Here is a 17,578-nt window from a genome sequence, read left to right as displayed (position 1 = left end):
CTTACCCTAGAGGAATTTGGCTATAACGCCGAGTGGTTCCGAGAAGATTTGAAAGGCAAAAGGAAACGCGCATGCATCCTTGATCGAAAGCTGCGCAAAAAGCCTGCGAAACACGACAAGCGCCGAAATTGACGACGCAATCGCACTGAGATCATGTTCGGCAAGCTCAAGGATTGGCGGTTCTTGGCTACCCTGATACGAAAGCTCTTCCTGGTAGCTATCAAACTCTTAGCAACGGTCGCCTTTTGGCCATGGGCCCTGACCTCATGTCAGCCGGGCAAACCGCTTCGTTCATTTCTTGAAATTTCCTTCGCCAATAAGATTTCCGTTAGAATCGTAGGTTTGGTAGGATAAATTGTCCTGAAAATACAATACTGTAGCCATCAAAAGAAAGGCGCCAAAAAATATAGGAACCAACAGCAACCAGAATTTGAGAAAGCGCCTTTGAACTCCGACAACAAAACGCAAATACTGTAAAATTCCTTCAAACACTTCCGCACCTTCGCATTTATCACGTTGCACGGGACTATACGGCGTCGGGTATCACCGCACAAACGGAGGTGTGAGAATACACCGGTATTCCCCGGCCCAGCTGCCCTGAGTTGATTTTTACGTTTCTACCCTCCGAATCTAGGACAGCGACCCATAGATTTCGGCATAGCAGTTTGGTTCACAACCCGAATGAACCCGCGGAACCTGTTTCGTAGAATCCGCTTACGGGGCTTCCAATTGAAAAGCTTTCAGCTGTCCATCTTCAGCGCTGAAATAAACGCCTCTTGCGGGATGTCGACTTTCCCGAACTGGCGCATTTTCTTCTTACCGGCTTTCTGCTTTTCCAGAAGCTTCTTCTTTCGTGTCGCGTCGCCGCCGTAGCACTTGGCCGTTACGTCCTTGCGCAAAGCCGAAAGGGTCTCGCGTGCGATCACCTTGCCGCCGATGGCGGCCTGAATCGGGATCTTGAACATGTGGCGTGGGATCAGGTCCTTGAGTTTTTCGCACATCGCCCGTCCGCGCTGTTCTGCACGGTCGCGGTGGACCATCATCGACAGCGCATCAACCGGCTCGTCGTTGACCAACACTTGCATCTTGACGAGATTGTCTTCGCGGTAGCCTTCCATCTGGTAGTCAAAGGAGGCGTATCCCTTGGTCACCGATTTCAGACGGTCGTAGAAGTCAAAAACGACTTCGTTCAAGGGCAGATCATAAACCACCATGGCCCGCGGACCTGCATAGGTCAGGTCAAGCTGGATGCCGCGGCGGTCCTGGCAAAGTTTCAGCACATCGCCGAGGTATTCGTCGGGAACAAGGATGGTTGCCTTGATCCGTGGTTCTTCGATGTGATCGACCTTGGATGGGTCCGGCATATCGGCGGGGTTGTGCAACTCGATCAATTCCAGATCGGCGCCATCCTTGGCTTTCATGTAGACATGATACACCACCGACGGCGCGGTTGTGATCAGCTCAATACCGTATTCACGTTCGATCCGATCGCGGATCACCTCAAGATGCAGCAGACCAAGGAATCCGCAGCGGAAGCCAAATCCAAGCGCGGCCGAGGTTTCCATCTCATAGCTGAAGGACGCATCGTTCAGGGCCAGCTTTTCAATCGCATCGCGCAGGTCTTCGAATTCCGAGCTGTCGACGGGGAACAGACCACAGAACACGACCGGCACCGAAGGTTTGAAGCCCGGAAGCGGGTCTTCACAGCCTTTCTTTTCGGTGGTGATGGTGTCGCCGACCTTGGTGTCGCGAACCTGTTTGATCGAACCGGTGAAAAAGCCGATCTCGCCGGGGCCGAGTGATTTGACGTCTTCCATGGCCGGGCGGAACACACCCAGTTTGTCGACGCCATATTTGGCACCCGTTTGCATCATCTTGATCTGGTCGCCCTTGCGGATGGTGCCATCCATCACGCGGATCAGAACAACGACGCCGAGATAGGGGTCGTACCAGCTGTCCACAAGCATCGCCTTGAGCGGCGCATCGGGATCACCGCCCTCGGGAGAGGGCAGGCGGGTGACAATGGCTTCGAGCACATCTGGGATACCGAGGCCTGTTTTGGCGCTGATCTCAATGGCGTCGTGCGCCTCGATGCCAATCACATCTTCGATCTGTTCCTTGACCCGATCCGGTTCTGCTGCCGGCAGGTCGATCTTGTTTAGGACGGGTACGATTTCGTGGTCCGCGTCGATGGCCGTATAGACATTGGCAAGGGTCTGCGCTTCTACGCCCTGCGTCGCGTCCACAACCAGCAAAGATCCTTCGACCGCACGCATGGAGCGGGAGACCTCATAGGCAAAGTCCACGTGCCCGGGTGTGTCGATCAGGTTCAGCACATAGTGCAGTCCATCCTTGGCGGTGTAGTCGATACGGACTGTGTTCGCCTTGATGGTGATACCGCGTTCGCGTTCGATATCCATCGCGTCCAGCAACTGCGCCTTCATATCCCGTTCGGCAACGGTATTGGTCAGCTGGATCAGCCGGTCAGCGAGGGTGGATTTCCCGTGGTCGATATGCGCGACGATCGAGAAATTGCGGATCTGCGAAAGAGGTGTGCTCATGAGGTTGGGATATGCGGCGGAAACCGGGTTTGGTCAAGGTGTCAAAGCGCGACCAAACCGTGCCGTGTTCCCCAAGGCGCGGGCGCCTTGGGGTTATGCTTGCTGTGTCAGCAGTCGGGCGCTCAGGAAACCCCGGCAAAGCGAATGCCGCTGAGATCGGCGAGTTCGCGTTTCCATGTGGTGATGTCGCGCTGCGTCATGCCTGACAGGCTGTCATGGCCGCAGGCGCGCGCCAGCACCTGCATCAGCTCCACGCTTGCCCCAAAGTAACGTGCCAGTTTCTCAGCGCCGACTTGGACATCCAGACGTTTGCGCAGCTCTGGTTTTTGCGTGGCCACCCCGACAGGGCAATTGTTGGAGTTGCACATCCGTGCTGCGATACAGCCCACTGCCTGCATGGCCGAATTGCTGACCGCCACGGCATCGGCGCCCAGAGCCATGGCCTTGGCGAAATCTTCGGCAACACGCAGGCCGCCAGTGATTACCAATGTCACTTCGCGCCCGGTTTTGGCGTCGAGGTGTTTGCGTGCCCGCGCCAGGGCCGGGATCGTAGGCACCGAGATGTGATCGCGGAAAATCAAGGGTGCGGCCCCGGTGCCGCCGCCGCGACCATCCAGGATGATGTAATCGGCGCTGGCTTCGAGCGCGAAATCGATATCGTCTTCGATATGGTTGGCCGAAAGCTTGAAGCCGATCGGGATTCCGCCGGACCGTTCGCGCACCGCATCGGCAATCCTTTTGAAGTCGGCCGGTGTGTGCAGTTCAGGGAACGTGGCAGGGGATATCGCCGACTCGCCCGGGTTCAATCCGCGTACCTCGGCGATCTTGCCTTGTACTTTGTCACCGGGCAGGTGGCCGCCGGTGCCGGTCTTTGCGCCTTGGCCACCTTTGAAGTGAAAGGCCTGAACCTTGGTTACGTGATCCAGATCCCAGCCAAATTGCGCTGAGGCAAGCTCATAGAAATAGCGGTTATTCTCGGCCTGTTCCTCGGGGAGCATACCACCTTCACCTGAGCAGATCCCCGTGCCCGCCATCTGCGCGCCGCGGGCCAGTGCTGTCTTGGCTTCTTCCGAAAGGGCGCCATAGCTCATGTCAGTTACAAAAAGCGGGATATCGAGTTGCAGTGGCTTGGCTGCCCGTGGCCCGATCGTGACGGAGGTCGCAACCGCGGCATCGTCGAGCAGGGGTTTGCGCGCCATTTGCGCTGGCAAAACCTGGATGTCGTCCCAATGGGGCAGATCTTTACGAGGGACGCCCATGGCCCCCATCTCGCCGTGGTGGCCCAGCTTGCTGAGCCCATCCTTGGCAAGCGCGTGGATGCGGGCAACTGTTGGTTCTTCGGGGGTGGGGGTTGCAGTCGGCACATCCGATTTCGCTGCGGGGGCTTCATCGCCGACCTCAAGTGTTCCCAAACGGGCGTGTGAGCCATCACAAAACGGACCGTTGGCTGTCGATTTGCACTGGCAAAGCGCGGCATCACCGTCTTTTTCAGCCGTGAATTTGAGTGGCTCAATGCCTGTTCCGGCATGGCTGCCATCGCAAAAAGGCTGATTTTTGGAACGTCCGCAGCGACACCAGAAATAGTCTTTGCCTTCTTCCAGTGTGACTTTGGCCGGGGCTTTGGCGGCAATGATAGGGACAGAGTTTGTCATGGTGACTGGCTCACTTGCTATGGACGTTTGGTTTGGCACACCCGGCGGTTGCCGGGCGGTGAATTGTGACAAGTTGGGCTGAGCGCCGCGCTACTCGTCTCGCCACGCCCTTGCGGAAACTTTGGATATCGATCGGAAATAGTGCAAAGTGTATCGCTATGCAACAAGTTGTACCGCAAGAGTGCAATCCGTTTCATTTCCGTGGTTCGTGATGTAAACAAAACCTATGGATAAACCCGCTGACCCCCGTTTGGACGCCACGCGCAGACGCGCTTTGGATGCCGCGCTGCATTTGCTGGAAACACAAGGTGTGCTGGCGGTGACGCACGCGGGGATATGTCGGGAAACGGGGATTTCCCGCAGTACCTTGTACAGGCACTGGCCCAAACTGGACGCGCTGCGAAATACGGCCTTTGCCCGGGCCACGCGCGGTGGGCGAAAGAAATCGATCAAGCCTGCGGATGGAACGCTTCGCGACGATCTGCTCTGGATATTGGGCACTTTGGTGTCGTCCTTGAACGAAACACCATGGGGCAAGATCGCGCCGCAAGTCATAGGCACGGCAGCCGTTGACGAGCAGGCGAAAGACCTGCTTGAAAAATGGGTTCGGGATCGAAGCGTGAATGTGCGCTCTATCTTTGACAGTGCGATCGCACGCGGAGAGATCGCTGCGGATGCCCCCGTGGAGCAAATGATCGAATTCGCAATTTCCGTTCCTTACTTCAGGAAATGCATGTCTGGTAAAGCGCTGGATGCGATGTGGCTGGAGACACATGTTGACCTGATCTGCGCAATGGCAGGTGTTACTCCCCAAAATCCCTGAACCGTGTAGACTGATCCTTGATCGAACGTGGCGCGCCAAGGGCGGGGCCTGTCCATGTGTTTTGGGGGCGCGGTGCCATATGTTGGCAAAAGGGGGAAACATGACAGAACGATCGACCGATGATCGCAAAGCGCCTGAGGCGATGCGGCTGCCCGGCCTTGCGGGAAAAATTGTCGCGATCACCGCCGGAGCGAGCGGGATCGGCTATAGCATCGCGAGGGTGTTTCACGGGCAGGGCGCGAAAATCGCGATTTGTGATGTGGATGCCAGAGCATTGGATGCCGCCCGCGAGACATTGACCGGCTGTCTCGCTGTTAAGGCGGATGTTTCGGACGATCTGGCCGTGGATGCGTTTTTCAATGCGATCAATCAGGCTTTTGGCAGGCTCGATGCGCTGGTGAACAACGCCGGAATAGCGGGCCCAACCGGAAATCTGGAGGATCTGGCACCCGAGGACTGGCGGCGCTGCATCGATATTTGCCTGACTGGGCAGTTTCTATGCGCACGTCGGGCCATCCCGATGATCAAGGCGGCCGGTGGAGGCGCTCTGGTCAATATGGCATCTGCGGCAGGAAAACACGGGTATGCCTATCGCACCCCTTATTCAGCAGCCAAGTTCGGAGTCATCGGTTTAACCCAAAGTCTGGCCAAGGAACTCGGCCCCGACAATATTCGTGTCAATGCCGTCCTGCCCGGGATCGTAGAAGGCCCCAGAATGGACAAGGTGATCCGGGATCGCGCCAGCGCCACGGGCGTCAGTTATGATGCCATGAAGGATGACTATCTGAAGAATATCTCAATGCGCCGCATGGTGACCCCGGACGACGTGGCTGCAACGGTCGCATTCCTGATTTCAGACGCGGGCGGAAACCTTTCGGGCCAATCGCTGGCCGTCGATGGCAATGTCGAAACACTATAACCTCGAATGGACGGTGTAATATGAGCAAGGACAAGAGGCAGGCAGGCAAGGTGATCATCACATGCGCGGTGACGGGTGCCATTCATACGCCATCGATGTCGCCGCATTTGCCCGTGACACCTGACGAAATCATAGCGGATTCGTTGGCGGCGGCCGAGGCGGGGGCCGCAATCCTGCACCTTCACGCCCGGCATGGGGATGGACGCCCCGACCAAAGCCCAGAAGGCTTTGCCGCCTTTTTGCCCCGGATCAAGCAAGGCACAGACGCGGTGGTCAATATCACCACCGGTGGCAGTCCATACATGACCGTCGCGGAACGCGCAGCGCCTGCTGCGCGTTTTCAGCCCGAGTTGGCATCGCTCAACATGGGTTCCATGAATTTCGGTCTTTATCCGATGTTGAATCGCTACAGAGACTTTCAGCACGATTGGGAACGAGAACACCTTGAGGGGTCGAGAGACCTCGTCTTTCGCAACTCGTTTGCCGATATCGAATATGTGCTGGAGACCTGCTACGGCAATGGAACGCGGTTTGAGTTTGAATGTTACGACACATCCCATCTCTACAATCTCGCGCATTTCGCGGATCGTGGTTTGGTCAAGGCGCCGTTTTTTGTCCAGTCGGTTTTTGGCCTTCTGGGTGGCATCGGTGGGCACCATGAAGACGTCCTGCACATGAAGCGAACCGCAGACCGTCTTTTTGGGGATGACTACCGTTGGTCGGTTCTGGGTGCTGGGGCGAACCAATTCAGGATCGCGACGCAGGCCGCAACGCTGGGCGGAAATGTCCGGGTGGGCCTCGAAGACAGCCTGTGGGCGGGCCGCGGAGAATTGGCGAAATCCAATGCGGTTCAAGTTCGAAAAATCCGCGCCATTGTCGAAGGATTGGGACTGGACATTGCGACACCTGACGAAGCCCGCGAAATTCTAGGCCTCAAAGGTGGGGACCACGTGGCATTTTGAATTCGCCTCTGGGCGACGGAAGGCGCTTTGATTGTAATTGCCGTGCGTCGGGACATGCCAAATGTCTGGCCGTATTGCGAACCCAGTGGAAGATCAAGCTGCGAGATTGTGGCTGGGGTGGTAGGATTCGAACCTACGATACACGGTACCAAAAACCGCTGCCTTACCACTTGGCTACACCCCAACGTGAAGCGCTACTTACGACGCGGTTTTTCCGGGATCAAGACCCAACTTTGCGAAAAATGCTACTCACCGGCGATGGCGCTGGTCTGTTGGCTCAGAGTGGCCTTTTGCGTGTCGTCAAAAAAGGTAAATCGGGCTCTTCCAGCGCGTTTTGAAGCATAGAGCGCGATGTCTGCTTGTTCCGAAAGGGTTTCCAGCTCAACAGGTTTGCCCATCGTGCGGGCAATTCCGATGCTTGCGGAAACATGGCAGGCTTTGCCGTCGTGCAGGATCGGGGCCTCGATTCGTTGGATGAGTTGACTGCACAGAGCCTGCAGACGTTCGCGTTCCATTGCGTTTGGCAAAACGATCACAAATTCATCGCCGCCGACCCGGGCAACGGTGTCATCCTTGCGCGTCAGTTCCACCATGGTGCGCGCGACACACTGTAAAACCCGATCACCGGCTGCATGGCCATCGGTGTCGTTGACCTGTTTGAAAAAATCGAGATCGAGATGAATGACCGTGAAATCAGAACCAGTGCGTTTGAGGCGTTCCAGAATATGGTCAAGCGCGCGGCGGTTCTTCAATCCGGTCAAGGTATCGGTGAAGGCCTGTTCTTCTGCCGCCAAGCGGGCCCCTTGCAGGCGGGTATTCAGGCGGCGGGACGAATCCATGGCGGCTGACTTTGCTTCGACAAGGTAAAGCATTTCTATCGCCAGATCGGTGATCGCAAAATCATTACCGGTCAGGGAAAAATCGCGCACTGCGTCAACCACGGCGATCCCGAAGGATAGGTTGATCAAAGCGCCGCCGTTTGCCGCTGGAAACAGAACACCCTTGAGAGAGGTGCGTTTTCCTAGCCTGATCCGCAGATGCAGTTTGCGTCCTTCGGTTTGCAGCAGTCCGGCCATCGCCGTGACGGCGCGTGGGCGATAAACCTCGAAGAGATCGAGGAATCGTTCACCTTGCACGGGGCTGTCGAAGAGTTTGATCAAGGTTGGTCCGGCCTGAACAATCCTTCCATGGCGGTCAAGCAAGGCGTGAAGCGGGCACAGCGTGTGCAGAGTATCACGTGAAATCGTCATCCCGGCACCTTGGCGGATAGATCGAATTCCCTGCCTTCTGCGTATGAGGTGTCGACGACTGTTATGTGGATCATTTCCTCCCCTTGTGCGAGGCGGGAGTGGTCCAGCAATGCCAATGAGCCGTAGTCGTCAGCAATGGCACGCAATACGCCAAGCATCACGGCGCCAAATCCGGGCAAGCTCGCCCCGATCCGCAAATCGAAACTGCCGTTGTCATGATCCAAAAGTTCCAGATCCGGAAGGACGAGATCGGCCACTGCCAATCTGGCGCGGTCCGGCAGATCGTCGAGCGAATGCAGGAATTCGATAAAGTCTGTGCCGCCGAAACGCAGCAACCGGCGCAATGCCTGACTGTTGGGATGTGTCACGAGGTAGGTGCCCACATCTTCCAGCAATGCATCCCCGGGTTTTGCAAGAACGGCATATGCGGCGGATAACAATCGTTCCGGTATGTCGGGAGGGTATTGCAACATCGCCTCGATGTCTGCGCTGTCCAGTTCCGCCAGCGCAGCCGTGTCTTTCCAGGCCTGCGGCCCGTAAGTGTCCGTTATAAAAACCTGGATCGTTCGCAACACCAAACCATGCATACCGAAACCCCGTGATGGATGGCCTGACCATCCGGCAAATGGGTTAAGAATGGTGAAACGTACTCAATTGTTCGGAAAGATTTCATGCTCTCCCAGTCTCAGCACTTTCCAGTCCGGGGTCACCATTTTCGCTGCGCCATCGTGAAGGGCCTGCAAGTCAGCTTCCGTGATGTTGCGCGCTCCAAACCCTCCGCGGGTGACGACGTCTCCTGCGAAAACCAGTTTGCCGTCGCGTAGCCGCAAGGCGCGGGTCGAGAAATTTCCACTACCGGAGCGAATGAACAGCAACGCTTGTTCCGCCTCGCCGCTGTCTGTGAAGGCGGCCAGATACAGGGCGCATCCGGGATCCCCGCTGAGAAGAGCGTTTTCGCATGAGGCGATCCACTGGGTCACGACAAATGCACTCAAGTCGGAAAAGCTTGCGGGAGGCAGAGGGTCGCCTAGCGGATAAATGGGTATCGCTGCGGCTATTGTCGCAAGATCGGATTGTGTGACGGTTGCTTGGTCGTTGTTTCGTTCCGCGGCTCTATCAATAGCCGCGACCATTTCGGGTTTTGCCTGTTTCAGCTGCGCCAATGCGGCTTTGCCCGCTGTGCCCCAATCATGCGCGAGCTGCGCGATCGGCAGCTGATCGATATCTGCACCAGCCAGACCTCGGTCCAGTTGTGACCGGGCAGAGAGTGTCTCGGCCTTTAGCAAGGGACTGATCCAGACAAGGCAGGTCGCGGCGCACAGCAGTGCAAGCCAGATATTCGCGTCGCGGATGCGTGACATCCATCCCGCGCGCAACAGCACCGCAAGCCCGAATGCCAGACCATACGCCAGAACCACGCCTGCAATCGTCAGTGCCATCAGCCGGGTCGGGGTCAGGCCATATTGCACAACCCGCAACCAGATTGCCCAGAGGGCCAGCCCCCCCAGGATTGGGACGAGCAGCGCCATCCCCTGAACGCACCCGCGCATAAAGGGTGCGCGAACCGCGTCCTGTTGGTCGCGCTCTACGGTGATCGTCACCAGAACGATTGCAGCGATGGCAAATGCGGTCAGCGTTGCAGCAGGGGACAGCCCACCAAGCAATCCATCCCATCCGCGGATCGCCAGCATAATTGTGAAGATCAGGCTGACCGCAAAAACCAAAGGAAGAAACAGGCGCAGTAACCGCAGGATCAGATAAGGCGAAATGTAGTCGGAAAGCTCGAACACCACGGCCAATGCCAAGCCGAATACGGCCCCGGTCAAAGCCCAGACAACCGCGTCGAATCTGGTAACGAAATCCAACAGCTCCAAGCCGACAATGCTGAGCAATGCGTCCGACAGTGACAGCAGTCCCCAGAACAAGGCCGTGAAAATCAGGGCTGCTACAAACCGAACGATAATTTGCCAACTGGTTCCAAACAGGGCGGGATAGTCCCGCCAACCGCCGGCCCGTTGTAACCCGGCAGACAGAAACGGTGTGAGAATGAGCAAGGCCATCCCATAGCCCACCCCCGGATAGACCATGGACAGATAGTCATCGATGCTCTCATGCCGAAAAGACGCGTTCCAGAGCAACCCGGCTAACATTACGGCCAGGCAGGCAGCCGGGATTAGCGTGCGCAAGACATTGATTGGTCCTGTCAGGGCGGCGACACAGAAAAAGAAAGCAAAACAAAAAGCGCTGGCAGCCAGAACTGTGCGTTCTTGCAGCCCCGCATCCATGGATTGGTCGATCAGCCACCAACCGGACACACCGGCCAAAGCGCCAATGGCCATCAGGATGGCCCACAAAGAGCCGGTTGAAGTTGCCTTGTCCACCTTAGTCAACCTTTCACATCGCGTTACAGCACCAGCTTTGCGCGCGGGGGCATGCTCTGCAAGGTCAGGAACTATTGCAAGGTGCGAACCAGCGGACCTGCGCCTGATTTTTGCGTCAGATCAAAAGTCAGTGGGCGCACCACCTTCACGCTTGCGCCGTTCTACAAAGCTGGCCAGTTCTTCGCGGATTGCATCGTCCATGGCGGGTGGTTCGTATTCGGCGATGATGCGTTTGTAGATGTGATGCGCGCGCTCTGCAGTCCAAACGCCGCCGGCGGCTTCCCATGCTTCGTAGTTTTTCCAATCGGAAACAAAGGGTTGGTGGAATGCGGTGGTGTAGCGGTCTTGTGTATGCTGGCAACCAAAGAAGTGGCCATAAGGCCCGACCTCTTCAATCGTATCGAGCGCCAGAGATGTGTCCGAGGTGTCCCAGATTTCGGGATCCATATAGCGCTGCATCTGACCAAGGACTTCGCAATCCATCACGAATTTTTCCGGGCTCGCAATCAGGCCGCCTTCGAGCCAGCCCGCGGCATGGTAGACCATATTGGTGCCCGACTGGATCGACGCCCAAAGGCTGTGCTCGGTTTCCCACATGGCTTGTCCGTCAGGCACGTTGGCTGCGCAGACACCCGAGGATCGCATCGGCAAACCATAATAGCGTGCCATCTGGCCAGTCATCTGGGTTGCGCGCATGTATTCCGGCGTACCAAAGGCTGGTGCGCCGGATTTCATGTCTACGTTCGATGTAAAGGTGCCGATCACACATGGCACGCCTGGCCGGATGATCTGCGCCAGCACAATCGCAGCAAGCCCTTCGGCAAGAGATTGCGCGACGGCACCCGCCATTGTCACTGGAGCCATGGCACCGGCGAGCGTGAAGGGCGTTACCACGAGCGCCTGACCACGCCGCGCCAGTCTCATCCAGCCATCCATCATCGGATGGTCGTGTTTGAGCGGTGAGGTGGAATTGATGTTGGTGTACATTCGCGGCGTTGCCTCGAATTCCTCGTGGCTCAGCCCGCCCGCGATGCGAACCATTTCCATTACATCGTCGACTCGCTCGGCGCCCAGTGAATAGGCGTGCATGGCCTTGTCGGTCAGTGTCAGCTTGTCATAGAGCACATCAAGGTGACGGACGCTGGCGTGCACATCTACGGGTTCGACCGGGTATCCGCCCGCGAAGTGGATGCAGTTGAAATACTGGGTCAGCTTCAAAAGATTCTGGCATTGCTCGCGCGTGCCGGACACCTTTTTACCGATTTCGAGATCCCAATAGTTGGGGGGCGACGAGACGTTGCCAAAAGCAATGTGCCCGCCGCCAATCGTGATTTCACGATCAGGGTTGCGCGGTGTGATGGTGAACTGTTTCGGGGCCTTGGCAACATATTCCATCACCATCTCGCGCCCCATCCGGACGTTTTCGCCGTTCACCGTGCAGCCGGCCTTTCGCAGGATGTCCGCGGCTTCTTCGTTGAGGAATTCAATGCCGATTTCTTCGAGGATGTGCATGGCGGCATTGTGCATCCGCTCTACACCTTCTGGGGGCATGGGCTCTGTCGGGCGATCCCGATTGACGATTTGCCGCCAAGGCATTTGCTCAATAGCGGCACCGCCGCGACGTTCCGCATTGCCGGCCCGGCCGCCGCTGCGGCGCTTGCGTTCTTTTCTTGCGGGTGGGGATGCAGGCGTTTGCGTCATACCGGGTGCTCCTTGTCTTGCAAATAGCAGACACTTGGGATGCGGCACTTGCCTGTTCGAAAACGACAAAGATCGTCGTTTTCTTTGGTTGTGCGGGTTTGCTTTTCAGACCGTGATGGACAGCCAGTCCAGCAAATGCCCGATGTCCGGAAGCACGGCATCGGCAAACGGGTCAAGATCGGCTCTGCTGGCCAGACCGGTCAGGACACCAACGGCACTCATCCTTGCGGCGCGCGCCGCGATCAAATCATGGCTGCTGTCCCCGACCATCAGAACCTGACTGGGTTTGAGGCCACAGTGAGTGGCGAATGCCAGCAGAGGGTCCGGGTCCGGTTTGGCGCCATAGCCGCTGTCGAAACCGGCTACAAAGTCGAAAAGGTCGGTAATCCCGGCCTTGTTCAAATGGGCCCGCGCAGCACGTTCGGTATCGTTGGTCATCACACCGAGGCGCAGATCAGCGGCTCGAAGCCGGTTCAAGAGGGGGGGCAACGGTACGGCTGGCACAAGATCGGCATTGGCGGCTTCGTCCGCGAGACGGGTCTCTAGCTCTTCCAGCGTGAACTGGGGCAGAATATCGGTGAAACACTGCGCTGCTTCTCGATTGGTGCCTGCGATCACCGGGCTGTCCGGGAAAAAGGATTTGGTTTCCAGATTATAGCGGCACGCCTGCGCCAATTGTTGGGCCAGTTCCGCATCGCCATCCGACATTTTGGATATCAGCCGCCCAGCCCATCCGTTCCACGTGGCTCCAAAGTCGAACAGAGTGCCGTCCTTGTCGAAAAGGACCGCCCGGATCGAGGAACGGTTCATGTCCAATGCACCTGACCGCCGCCCGGCAAAGCATGGCGCGCCATCATGAGTTGGTCATAGGCCAAGCCATTTTCGTCGCAAAAGGCGACGACCCAAGCATCGTCCATCATCAGAAAATCCAGAACGGACCCTTGGAAATCCGGGTCTTCCAATCCGGCCCGGAAATTATCTTCCGTGGCTCCGGTCGAGCCCATGAAAACGGGCAAAAGTTCATCATTGCTGGCCAGCCATGCAACCGCCTTGAGGCCGATCATTTCGGCAGATTCCTGCGATAGGGACATTTTTCAGTGCTTCCGAAACGGTTTCTTAACCTAAATTCACCAATTCTCGATCTTAGTAAAGACGGGCATGCGGTCTTGCAGCGCTCGCAATAGTCAGTGAGGTAAGCATGTCAGGGCGCATCCTGATCATTGATCCGATCCCGACGAACCGCATCGTGATGCGGGTCAAACTGGCCTCTGCGTTCTACGAGGTTTTGCAAGCGTCCTCTGGAAAGGCTGCTCTTGGCAGTTTGGCAACCACACGCCCGGACGTGATCGTCTGTGCTTGCGATCCCGGTGACATGGATGGTCAGACCTTTTGCCAATCGCTGCGAAATCACCCTCTTGGAAAATCGATTCCCGTTATCGTGGTTGGTGCTGGTGCAAAACCGGAAGACAGGCTGGCCGTGGTTTCCGCGGGCGCAGACGATGTTTTACCCCGTCCAATTGATGATATGATTTTGCTGGCACGTTTGCGGTCGTTGCTGCGTGCCCGCGATGCTGAGACCGAGTTGCAATTGCGCGACGACACGAGGCGGGCATTGGGGATGGCGGAAACGGCTGAACCCTTTGCATCACCGGGCCGGGTATTTCTGGTGGCCGCGACAGAGCGCCGGAAATCCTTGCGGAAAATTTGTGAAGCATTGGCACAGCGATTGCCGCATCATGTCTCGGTCCGGTCCGCTGACGACTTTCTGCGCAATGGAGAGGACAAACCGGACGTTGTGGTGCTTTTCGAGTCCAAGGACAGCGGCGGTGCCGGCCTGACCCTGCTGCCACAACTGCGCGCCAACAGCGGTACGCGAAATGCGGCGATGATTTACGTGGCGCAGCCGGATCAGCGGCGCGAGGCAGCCAGTGCGCTGGACATGGGGGCAAATGATCTGTTGCTAACCGGGCCTGAACCTTTGGAACTGGCGTTGCGCATAGACCGGCAAATCATGCGCAAACGCGTGAGCGACCGGTTGCGGTCTGATATGCAGGACGGTCTGCGTGCAGCTGTCATTGACCCGCTGACCGGGCTTTACAACCGCCGCTATGCGATGCCGCATCTGAAACGTCTTTCTGAAAACGCACATTCAAAGCGCCGCTCCTTTGCGGTCATGTTGGCCGACGTGGATCATTTCAAGCGGGTCAACGATCACTATGGCCATGCCTGCGGGGATGAAGTGCTGAAGGAACTGGCCATGCGCCTGCACGCAAACCTGCGCGCGCCTGACATGCTGGCACGTTATGGGGGTGAAGAATTTCTGATCGTGTTGCCGGATACGGACCGGCGCGCTGCGCGCGCTGCGGCAGAGCGTATGTGCCGGTCGATCAGCGAACGGACGGTCACGGTTCAGGATGGGCGATCATTGCAAGTAACGCTGAGCATTGGGGTCGCGCTGGGGTCACCAAACGATGCATTGGATCCGGACGGTTTGATCGAATACGCCGATCGCGCATTGTATCGCGCCAAGGCGCAGGGGCGGAATGGAGTTGTGGTTTCGGATCTTGGTCGACCGGTCCTGCTGCCCTCCGAAGGGACGAGGCCTCAATCCAAACTTGTTCGCAATTCGATCATAGCGACCAAAACCGCCGGGCTTTGACCGTCAGTCGCGCTTTTTGCGCCCCTTGAAGCGTTTGATCTGTTCTTCGAGCCTGTCGGCAAGCGCCTGACGCTCGGCAGCATCCATCTGAGCGATAAACTCGATCATGACGCCCTGAGCGATCAGGCGACGTTCTTCGCCAGAGCGTGCCTGTTCGGTCAGGATCTCTTCGAGTGGCTTGGGGTCGAACGGGTCGGCACGCAGCACGGCGATGCCCTGCTGATAACCGGCCATGATCGCCGGACGCCCATCACGACCGGCCTTGAAGCCGTCGCGCAGGTTCTTGCGCAGCGTTCGTCTCTGATCGTCGGAAAAGGCACGCATATAAGGGCCGGCCGCATCGCGGTATCCGGCATCGCGCTTGCCCGGAGGGCCGCCGTTTATCACCGCGCCCGCCACGAGGCCCACCACCAGAAGGTTCAAGGCAAGCGAGGCGAACAGCAAACCCTTGACCCAAGGCCGCGTTCCACGTTTCGGTGTGTCGGTTTCAGTTGGGGCCATGACGTCAGCCTTCCATCATTGCAAAGTCGAAGCTGCTGAGCGGATCGACGTTCAGCGTTTCGCCGCCCATCGCCTCGATTATGAGTGTTTCGATGCCTGAGGGCGGGCTGATGCCCAACCAGAGCCCTGCGGCACAGGCTGTGGCAAGTCCGCCGATACCCTTCCAGCCCCCAATTACCTCGGAAATCTGCTGCCACAAACTTTGCCGGACCCGCAGGGCAGGCGCGGGCATTTGCGCCAGCGCGTCCGCTTCGAGCCGGGCAAGGAATCCCTGGTCGGGCATGGCCGGGGTCTGTTTCGCCGCGGCAAACAAATCGTCCAGTTCGGCATCGAACTCAGCGCTCGGCTGAGCGGTCAAGGATGTGTCAGGTGGCGTCTTCATCTTCAAACCCCAATTCATCGCGGCGGCCTGCCAGCAGGTCCTGCAGTGCCTTTTTCCCCCGCGCGGTCAGACTTTCGACTGCGCGCGGGCCAATGTCCATGATCTGTGCAATTTCCTGATTGCCCAAACCTTCGATATGTCTCAGCACAACCGCCTGACGCTGCCGGTCCGGCAATTGCATGAGCGCATCCTGCAGCGCGTCGTTTCGCGCCTTCGTTTGCATTCTCGCGTTCACCGACGGTGTGCCGTCTTCCGGCTCGGGTATGGCGTCCAGCGCGGGCCCATCCTTGCGCTTCCGCAACCGGTCAATGCAGAGGTTTGCAGTCACACGATACAGCCAGGTGCTGACCTTGGCTTCTCCTTTGCGCCAGCTGGGCGCTGCACGCCACAGCCGCAGCAACGCATCCTGTGTGACGTCTTCCGCTTCGGATCGGTCACCGCCCAGCATTCTGACGGCGTGCGCATAGACTGGCCCGGCCAGCCTTTGCGTCAACACGCGCGCCGCAGCGGCGTCACCTGTGGCATAGAGCGCCAACAGGTCCTCGTCATCGCGATCACTCATGGCGTCAAAGGGCATCCGCTGCATTCCCAAGCGCTAGCCTTTCAGGCGAAGTTGCGCAATGGGCTGCCCGTTGGCTGGCGCCTCGGGCAGCCCAGACGCATTAGTTGTCGCCGCGCTTTTTCCAGCCTTTGCCGCGCTTATCACGCATGTCCATGCGGGCTTCGCGCAGTTCCTCGAGCGTTACGGCGCCGTCGCCATCTTTGTCCGCTTTTTCGATCAGGTTACCCGGACCACGGGCGTCCAGTTCTTCTGCAGACAGTTTGCCGTCTTCGTTGGCATCAAGGCGTTCGATCATACGCGTGGCGCGTTTGGCCCGGCGCTCGTCATTTTTCTTTTCGCCCTGTGCGGCCATTTCTTCGGGGCTCAGAAATCCGTCGCCATCCGCGTCCGCTTCTGAAAAGCGCTTGGCCTTGTAAGCGTCAATTTCGGCTTGGGTCAGTTTGCCGTCGCCGTTTGTGTCCATTGCCTCGAACATCGCTGCGCCGCGCATTTGACCCCGTTCGCCACCGCGTTCCTTGCCGCCGTGCGCCATCGCCAAGCTGGCTGCGCCCATTGCTACGATCAGAGTGCCTGTCATCAAATATGCTTTTTTCATCTCGCGATCTCCTGTGTTTCGCGTTTCCGAATGCCCTGTTCTGGGCGTCGATACAGGTTTCACGCGGCTGATCAGGGTTCCCGTCGAAAAAAATGAAAAAAGATTTTTGGGCTGTCTTGCGCGACATCCAGACGCAAGGACAATCTGAACACTTACACAAACCGCGCTGGCCCCTCATCTTGCTGCCACAAACGTTGAGGACGTGATGAGCGATTCAGTCAATACCATAGAGCAGCGCGAAACCTGGCCAGCAGTCTGGAAGGGGTGGCGTCGCAAGTGCCCGAACTGCGGCACGGGTCCGATGATGCGGGGCTACCTCAAGGTGCGTGATGCCTGCCCGGTGTGCCGCCAAGAGTTGCATCATCACCGGGCCGATGACGGTCCGGCTTATCTGACGATCCTGATTGTCGGCCACCTGATGGCGCCGGGCTTGCACATTGCCTTCACCACATGGCGTCCGGAGCCACTGATCCTGTTCACGATCTTTGCCGTGCTCTGTGTGGGCTTGTCGCTTTATTTGTTGCCAAGACTGAAAGGGGCGATGATTGCCTTTCAGTGGGCGCGCGGTTTGCACGGGTTTTCCCAAACGTCATAGCGTGCCATTGTGACGCCGAAGACCGCGCCGGGATT

General features: G+C 57.8%; 18 protein-coding genes, 1 tRNA gene and 1 pseudogene. 6 read left to right on the top strand and 14 right to left on the bottom strand.

Annotated elements, in window-relative coordinates:
- Positions 1 to 6 precede the first annotated feature (6 nt).
- A pseudogene (locus PFY00_RS16820) lies at positions 7 to 249 on the top strand (IS5/IS1182 family transposase); the annotation flags it as partial.
- A 42-nt stretch (positions 250 to 291) separates the two neighbouring features.
- On the opposite strand, the gene PFY00_RS16815 reads toward PFY00_RS16820, so the two are convergent.
- From PFY00_RS16815 to PFY00_RS16805, 3 genes are all read right to left on the bottom strand, one after another.
- Positions 292 to 522 carry a hypothetical protein gene (locus PFY00_RS16815; protein WP_271433755.1) on the bottom strand — a complete coding sequence of 77 codons (231 nt, stop codon included), beginning with the start codon at positions 520 to 522 and terminating at the stop codon, positions 292 to 294.
- Positions 523 to 740: 218 nt separating this feature from the next.
- Positions 741 to 2,561 (bottom strand): translation elongation factor 4, encoded by a 1,821-nt coding sequence (lepA, locus tag PFY00_RS16810; protein WP_271433754.1) that lies wholly within the window; start codon positions 2,559 to 2,561, stop codon positions 741 to 743.
- Between the two features lie 122 nt (positions 2,562 to 2,683).
- Entirely contained in the window at positions 2,684 to 4,213 is a 1,530-nt protein-coding gene (locus tag PFY00_RS16805; RefSeq protein ID WP_271433753.1) for a glutamate synthase-related protein, read from the bottom strand.
- A 226-nt stretch (positions 4,214 to 4,439) separates the two neighbouring features.
- Between PFY00_RS16805 and PFY00_RS16800 the strand changes: the two genes are divergently transcribed.
- From PFY00_RS16800 to PFY00_RS16790, 3 genes are all read left to right on the top strand, one after another.
- Positions 4,440 to 5,036 (top strand): TetR/AcrR family transcriptional regulator, encoded by a 597-nt coding sequence (locus PFY00_RS16800; protein WP_271433752.1) that lies wholly within the window; start codon positions 4,440 to 4,442, stop codon positions 5,034 to 5,036.
- Between the two features lie 100 nt (positions 5,037 to 5,136).
- A complete protein-coding gene (locus PFY00_RS16795; protein ID WP_271433751.1) occupies positions 5,137 to 5,955 on the top strand; it encodes an SDR family oxidoreductase in 819 nt (272 codons plus the stop codon).
- 20 nt (positions 5,956 to 5,975) lie between these two features.
- Positions 5,976 to 6,917 carry a BKACE family enzyme gene (locus PFY00_RS16790; protein ID WP_271433750.1) on the top strand — a complete coding sequence of 314 codons (942 nt, stop codon included), beginning with the start codon at positions 5,976 to 5,978 and terminating at the stop codon, positions 6,915 to 6,917.
- Between the two features lie 109 nt (positions 6,918 to 7,026).
- Here the strand turns inward: PFY00_RS16790 and PFY00_RS16785 are convergent.
- The 7 genes from PFY00_RS16785 to PFY00_RS16755 all read right to left on the bottom strand — a co-directional run bounded on the left by PFY00_RS16785 (position 7,027) and on the right by PFY00_RS16755 (position 13,340).
- Positions 7,027 to 7,101 (bottom strand) — tRNA-Gln (locus PFY00_RS16785).
- A gap of 61 nt (positions 7,102 to 7,162) precedes the next feature.
- A complete protein-coding gene (locus tag PFY00_RS16780; protein WP_271433749.1) occupies positions 7,163 to 8,167 on the bottom strand; it encodes a diguanylate cyclase domain-containing protein in 1,005 nt (334 codons plus the stop codon).
- A complete protein-coding gene (locus PFY00_RS16775; protein ID WP_271433748.1) occupies positions 8,164 to 8,754 on the bottom strand; it encodes a heme NO-binding domain-containing protein in 591 nt (196 codons plus the stop codon). The genes PFY00_RS16780 and PFY00_RS16775 overlap by 4 nt, the downstream gene beginning before the upstream one ends.
- Before the next feature lie 63 nt (positions 8,755 to 8,817).
- Complete coding sequence (locus PFY00_RS16770; protein ID WP_271433747.1) at positions 8,818 to 10,548, bottom strand: DUF4153 domain-containing protein; 1,731 nt, start codon at positions 10,546 to 10,548, stop codon at positions 8,818 to 8,820.
- Positions 10,549 to 10,668: 120 nt separating this feature from the next.
- Complete coding sequence (locus tag PFY00_RS16765; protein ID WP_271433746.1) at positions 10,669 to 12,249, bottom strand: trimethylamine methyltransferase family protein; 1,581 nt, start codon at positions 12,247 to 12,249, stop codon at positions 10,669 to 10,671.
- Positions 12,250 to 12,354: 105 nt separating this feature from the next.
- Positions 12,355 to 13,059, bottom strand: coding sequence for an HAD family hydrolase (locus PFY00_RS16760; protein WP_271433745.1), 705 nt, complete (start codon positions 13,057 to 13,059; stop codon positions 12,355 to 12,357).
- Positions 13,056 to 13,340, bottom strand: coding sequence for a DUF3572 domain-containing protein (locus tag PFY00_RS16755; RefSeq protein WP_271433744.1), 285 nt, complete (start codon positions 13,338 to 13,340; stop codon positions 13,056 to 13,058). Before PFY00_RS16755 ends, PFY00_RS16760 begins: the two co-directional genes overlap by 4 nt.
- Positions 13,341 to 13,447: 107 nt before the next feature.
- Here PFY00_RS16755 and PFY00_RS16750 point away from each other — a divergent pair, with 107 nt between their 5' ends.
- Complete coding sequence (locus tag PFY00_RS16750; protein WP_271433743.1) at positions 13,448 to 14,908, top strand: diguanylate cyclase; 1,461 nt, start codon at positions 13,448 to 13,450, stop codon at positions 14,906 to 14,908.
- Positions 14,909 to 14,911: 3 nt separating this feature from the next.
- On the opposite strand, the gene PFY00_RS16745 is transcribed toward PFY00_RS16750, so the two are convergent.
- The 4 genes from PFY00_RS16745 to PFY00_RS16730 form a co-directional block, all read right to left on the bottom strand.
- Positions 14,912 to 15,409: a periplasmic heavy metal sensor gene (locus tag PFY00_RS16745; RefSeq protein WP_271433742.1), complete on the bottom strand. Its 498-nt coding sequence runs from the start codon at positions 15,407 to 15,409 to the stop codon at positions 14,912 to 14,914.
- Between the two features lie 4 nt (positions 15,410 to 15,413).
- Positions 15,414 to 15,791, bottom strand: coding sequence for a hypothetical protein (locus tag PFY00_RS16740; RefSeq protein WP_271433741.1), 378 nt, complete (start codon positions 15,789 to 15,791; stop codon positions 15,414 to 15,416).
- A complete protein-coding gene (locus tag PFY00_RS16735) occupies positions 15,775 to 16,377 on the bottom strand; it encodes an RNA polymerase sigma factor (RefSeq protein ID WP_271433740.1) in 603 nt (200 codons plus the stop codon). The genes PFY00_RS16740 and PFY00_RS16735 overlap by 17 nt, the downstream gene beginning before the upstream one ends.
- Before the next feature lie 76 nt (positions 16,378 to 16,453).
- Complete coding sequence (locus tag PFY00_RS16730) at positions 16,454 to 16,948, bottom strand: EF-hand domain-containing protein (RefSeq protein WP_271433739.1); 495 nt, start codon at positions 16,946 to 16,948, stop codon at positions 16,454 to 16,456.
- A gap of 205 nt (positions 16,949 to 17,153) precedes the next feature.
- On the opposite strand from PFY00_RS16730, the gene PFY00_RS16725 reads away from it, so the two are divergent.
- Positions 17,154 to 17,543 (top strand): DUF983 domain-containing protein, encoded by a 390-nt coding sequence (locus PFY00_RS16725; protein ID WP_271433738.1) that lies wholly within the window; start codon positions 17,154 to 17,156, stop codon positions 17,541 to 17,543.
- Positions 17,544 to 17,578: the final 35 nt, after the last annotated feature.

Origin of the sequence: Thalassococcus lentus, assembly GCF_028023555.1 — a bacterium.
Classification (GTDB): domain Bacteria; phylum Pseudomonadota; class Alphaproteobacteria; order Rhodobacterales; family Rhodobacteraceae; genus Thalassococcus_A; species Thalassococcus_A lentus.
This window is presented reverse-complemented; position numbering and strand designations above follow the sequence as displayed.

Bases quoted from the DNA above. Each gene is read 5' to 3' on its own strand.
- PFY00_RS16740 (WP_271433741.1), bottom strand. From the start codon at position 15,791: ATGAAGACGCCACCTGACACATCCTTGACCGCTCAGCCGAGCGCTGAG.
- PFY00_RS16780 (WP_271433749.1), bottom strand. From the start codon at position 8,167: ATGACGATTTCACGTGATACTCTGCACACGCTGTGCCCGCTTCACGCC.
- PFY00_RS16790 (WP_271433750.1), top strand. From the start codon at position 5,976: ATGAGCAAGGACAAGAGGCAGGCAGGCAAGGTGATCATCACATGCGCG.
- PFY00_RS16800 (WP_271433752.1), top strand. From the start codon at position 4,440: ATGGATAAACCCGCTGACCCCCGTTTGGACGCCACGCGCAGACGCGCT.
- PFY00_RS16765 (WP_271433746.1), bottom strand. From the start codon at position 12,249: ATGACGCAAACGCCTGCATCCCCACCCGCAAGAAAAGAACGCAAGCGC.
- PFY00_RS16755 (WP_271433744.1), bottom strand. From the start codon at position 13,340: ATGTCCCTATCGCAGGAATCTGCCGAAATGATCGGCCTCAAGGCGGTT.
- PFY00_RS16795 (WP_271433751.1), top strand. From the start codon at position 5,137: ATGACAGAACGATCGACCGATGATCGCAAAGCGCCTGAGGCGATGCGG.
- PFY00_RS16805 (WP_271433753.1), bottom strand. From the start codon at position 4,213: ATGACAAACTCTGTCCCTATCATTGCCGCCAAAGCCCCGGCCAAAGTC.
- PFY00_RS16775 (WP_271433748.1), bottom strand. From the start codon at position 8,754: ATGCATGGTTTGGTGTTGCGAACGATCCAGGTTTTTATAACGGACACT.
- PFY00_RS16725 (WP_271433738.1), top strand. From the start codon at position 17,154: ATGAGCGATTCAGTCAATACCATAGAGCAGCGCGAAACCTGGCCAGCA.
- PFY00_RS16750 (WP_271433743.1), top strand. From the start codon at position 13,448: ATGTCAGGGCGCATCCTGATCATTGATCCGATCCCGACGAACCGCATC.
- lepA (WP_271433754.1), bottom strand. From the start codon at position 2,561: ATGAGCACACCTCTTTCGCAGATCCGCAATTTCTCGATCGTCGCGCAT.
- PFY00_RS16730 (WP_271433739.1), bottom strand. From the start codon at position 16,948: ATGAAAAAAGCATATTTGATGACAGGCACTCTGATCGTAGCAATGGGC.
- PFY00_RS16735 (WP_271433740.1), bottom strand. From the start codon at position 16,377: ATGCAGCGGATGCCCTTTGACGCCATGAGTGATCGCGATGACGAGGAC.
- PFY00_RS16760 (WP_271433745.1), bottom strand. From the start codon at position 13,059: ATGAACCGTTCCTCGATCCGGGCGGTCCTTTTCGACAAGGACGGCACT.
- PFY00_RS16745 (WP_271433742.1), bottom strand. From the start codon at position 15,409: ATGGCCCCAACTGAAACCGACACACCGAAACGTGGAACGCGGCCTTGG.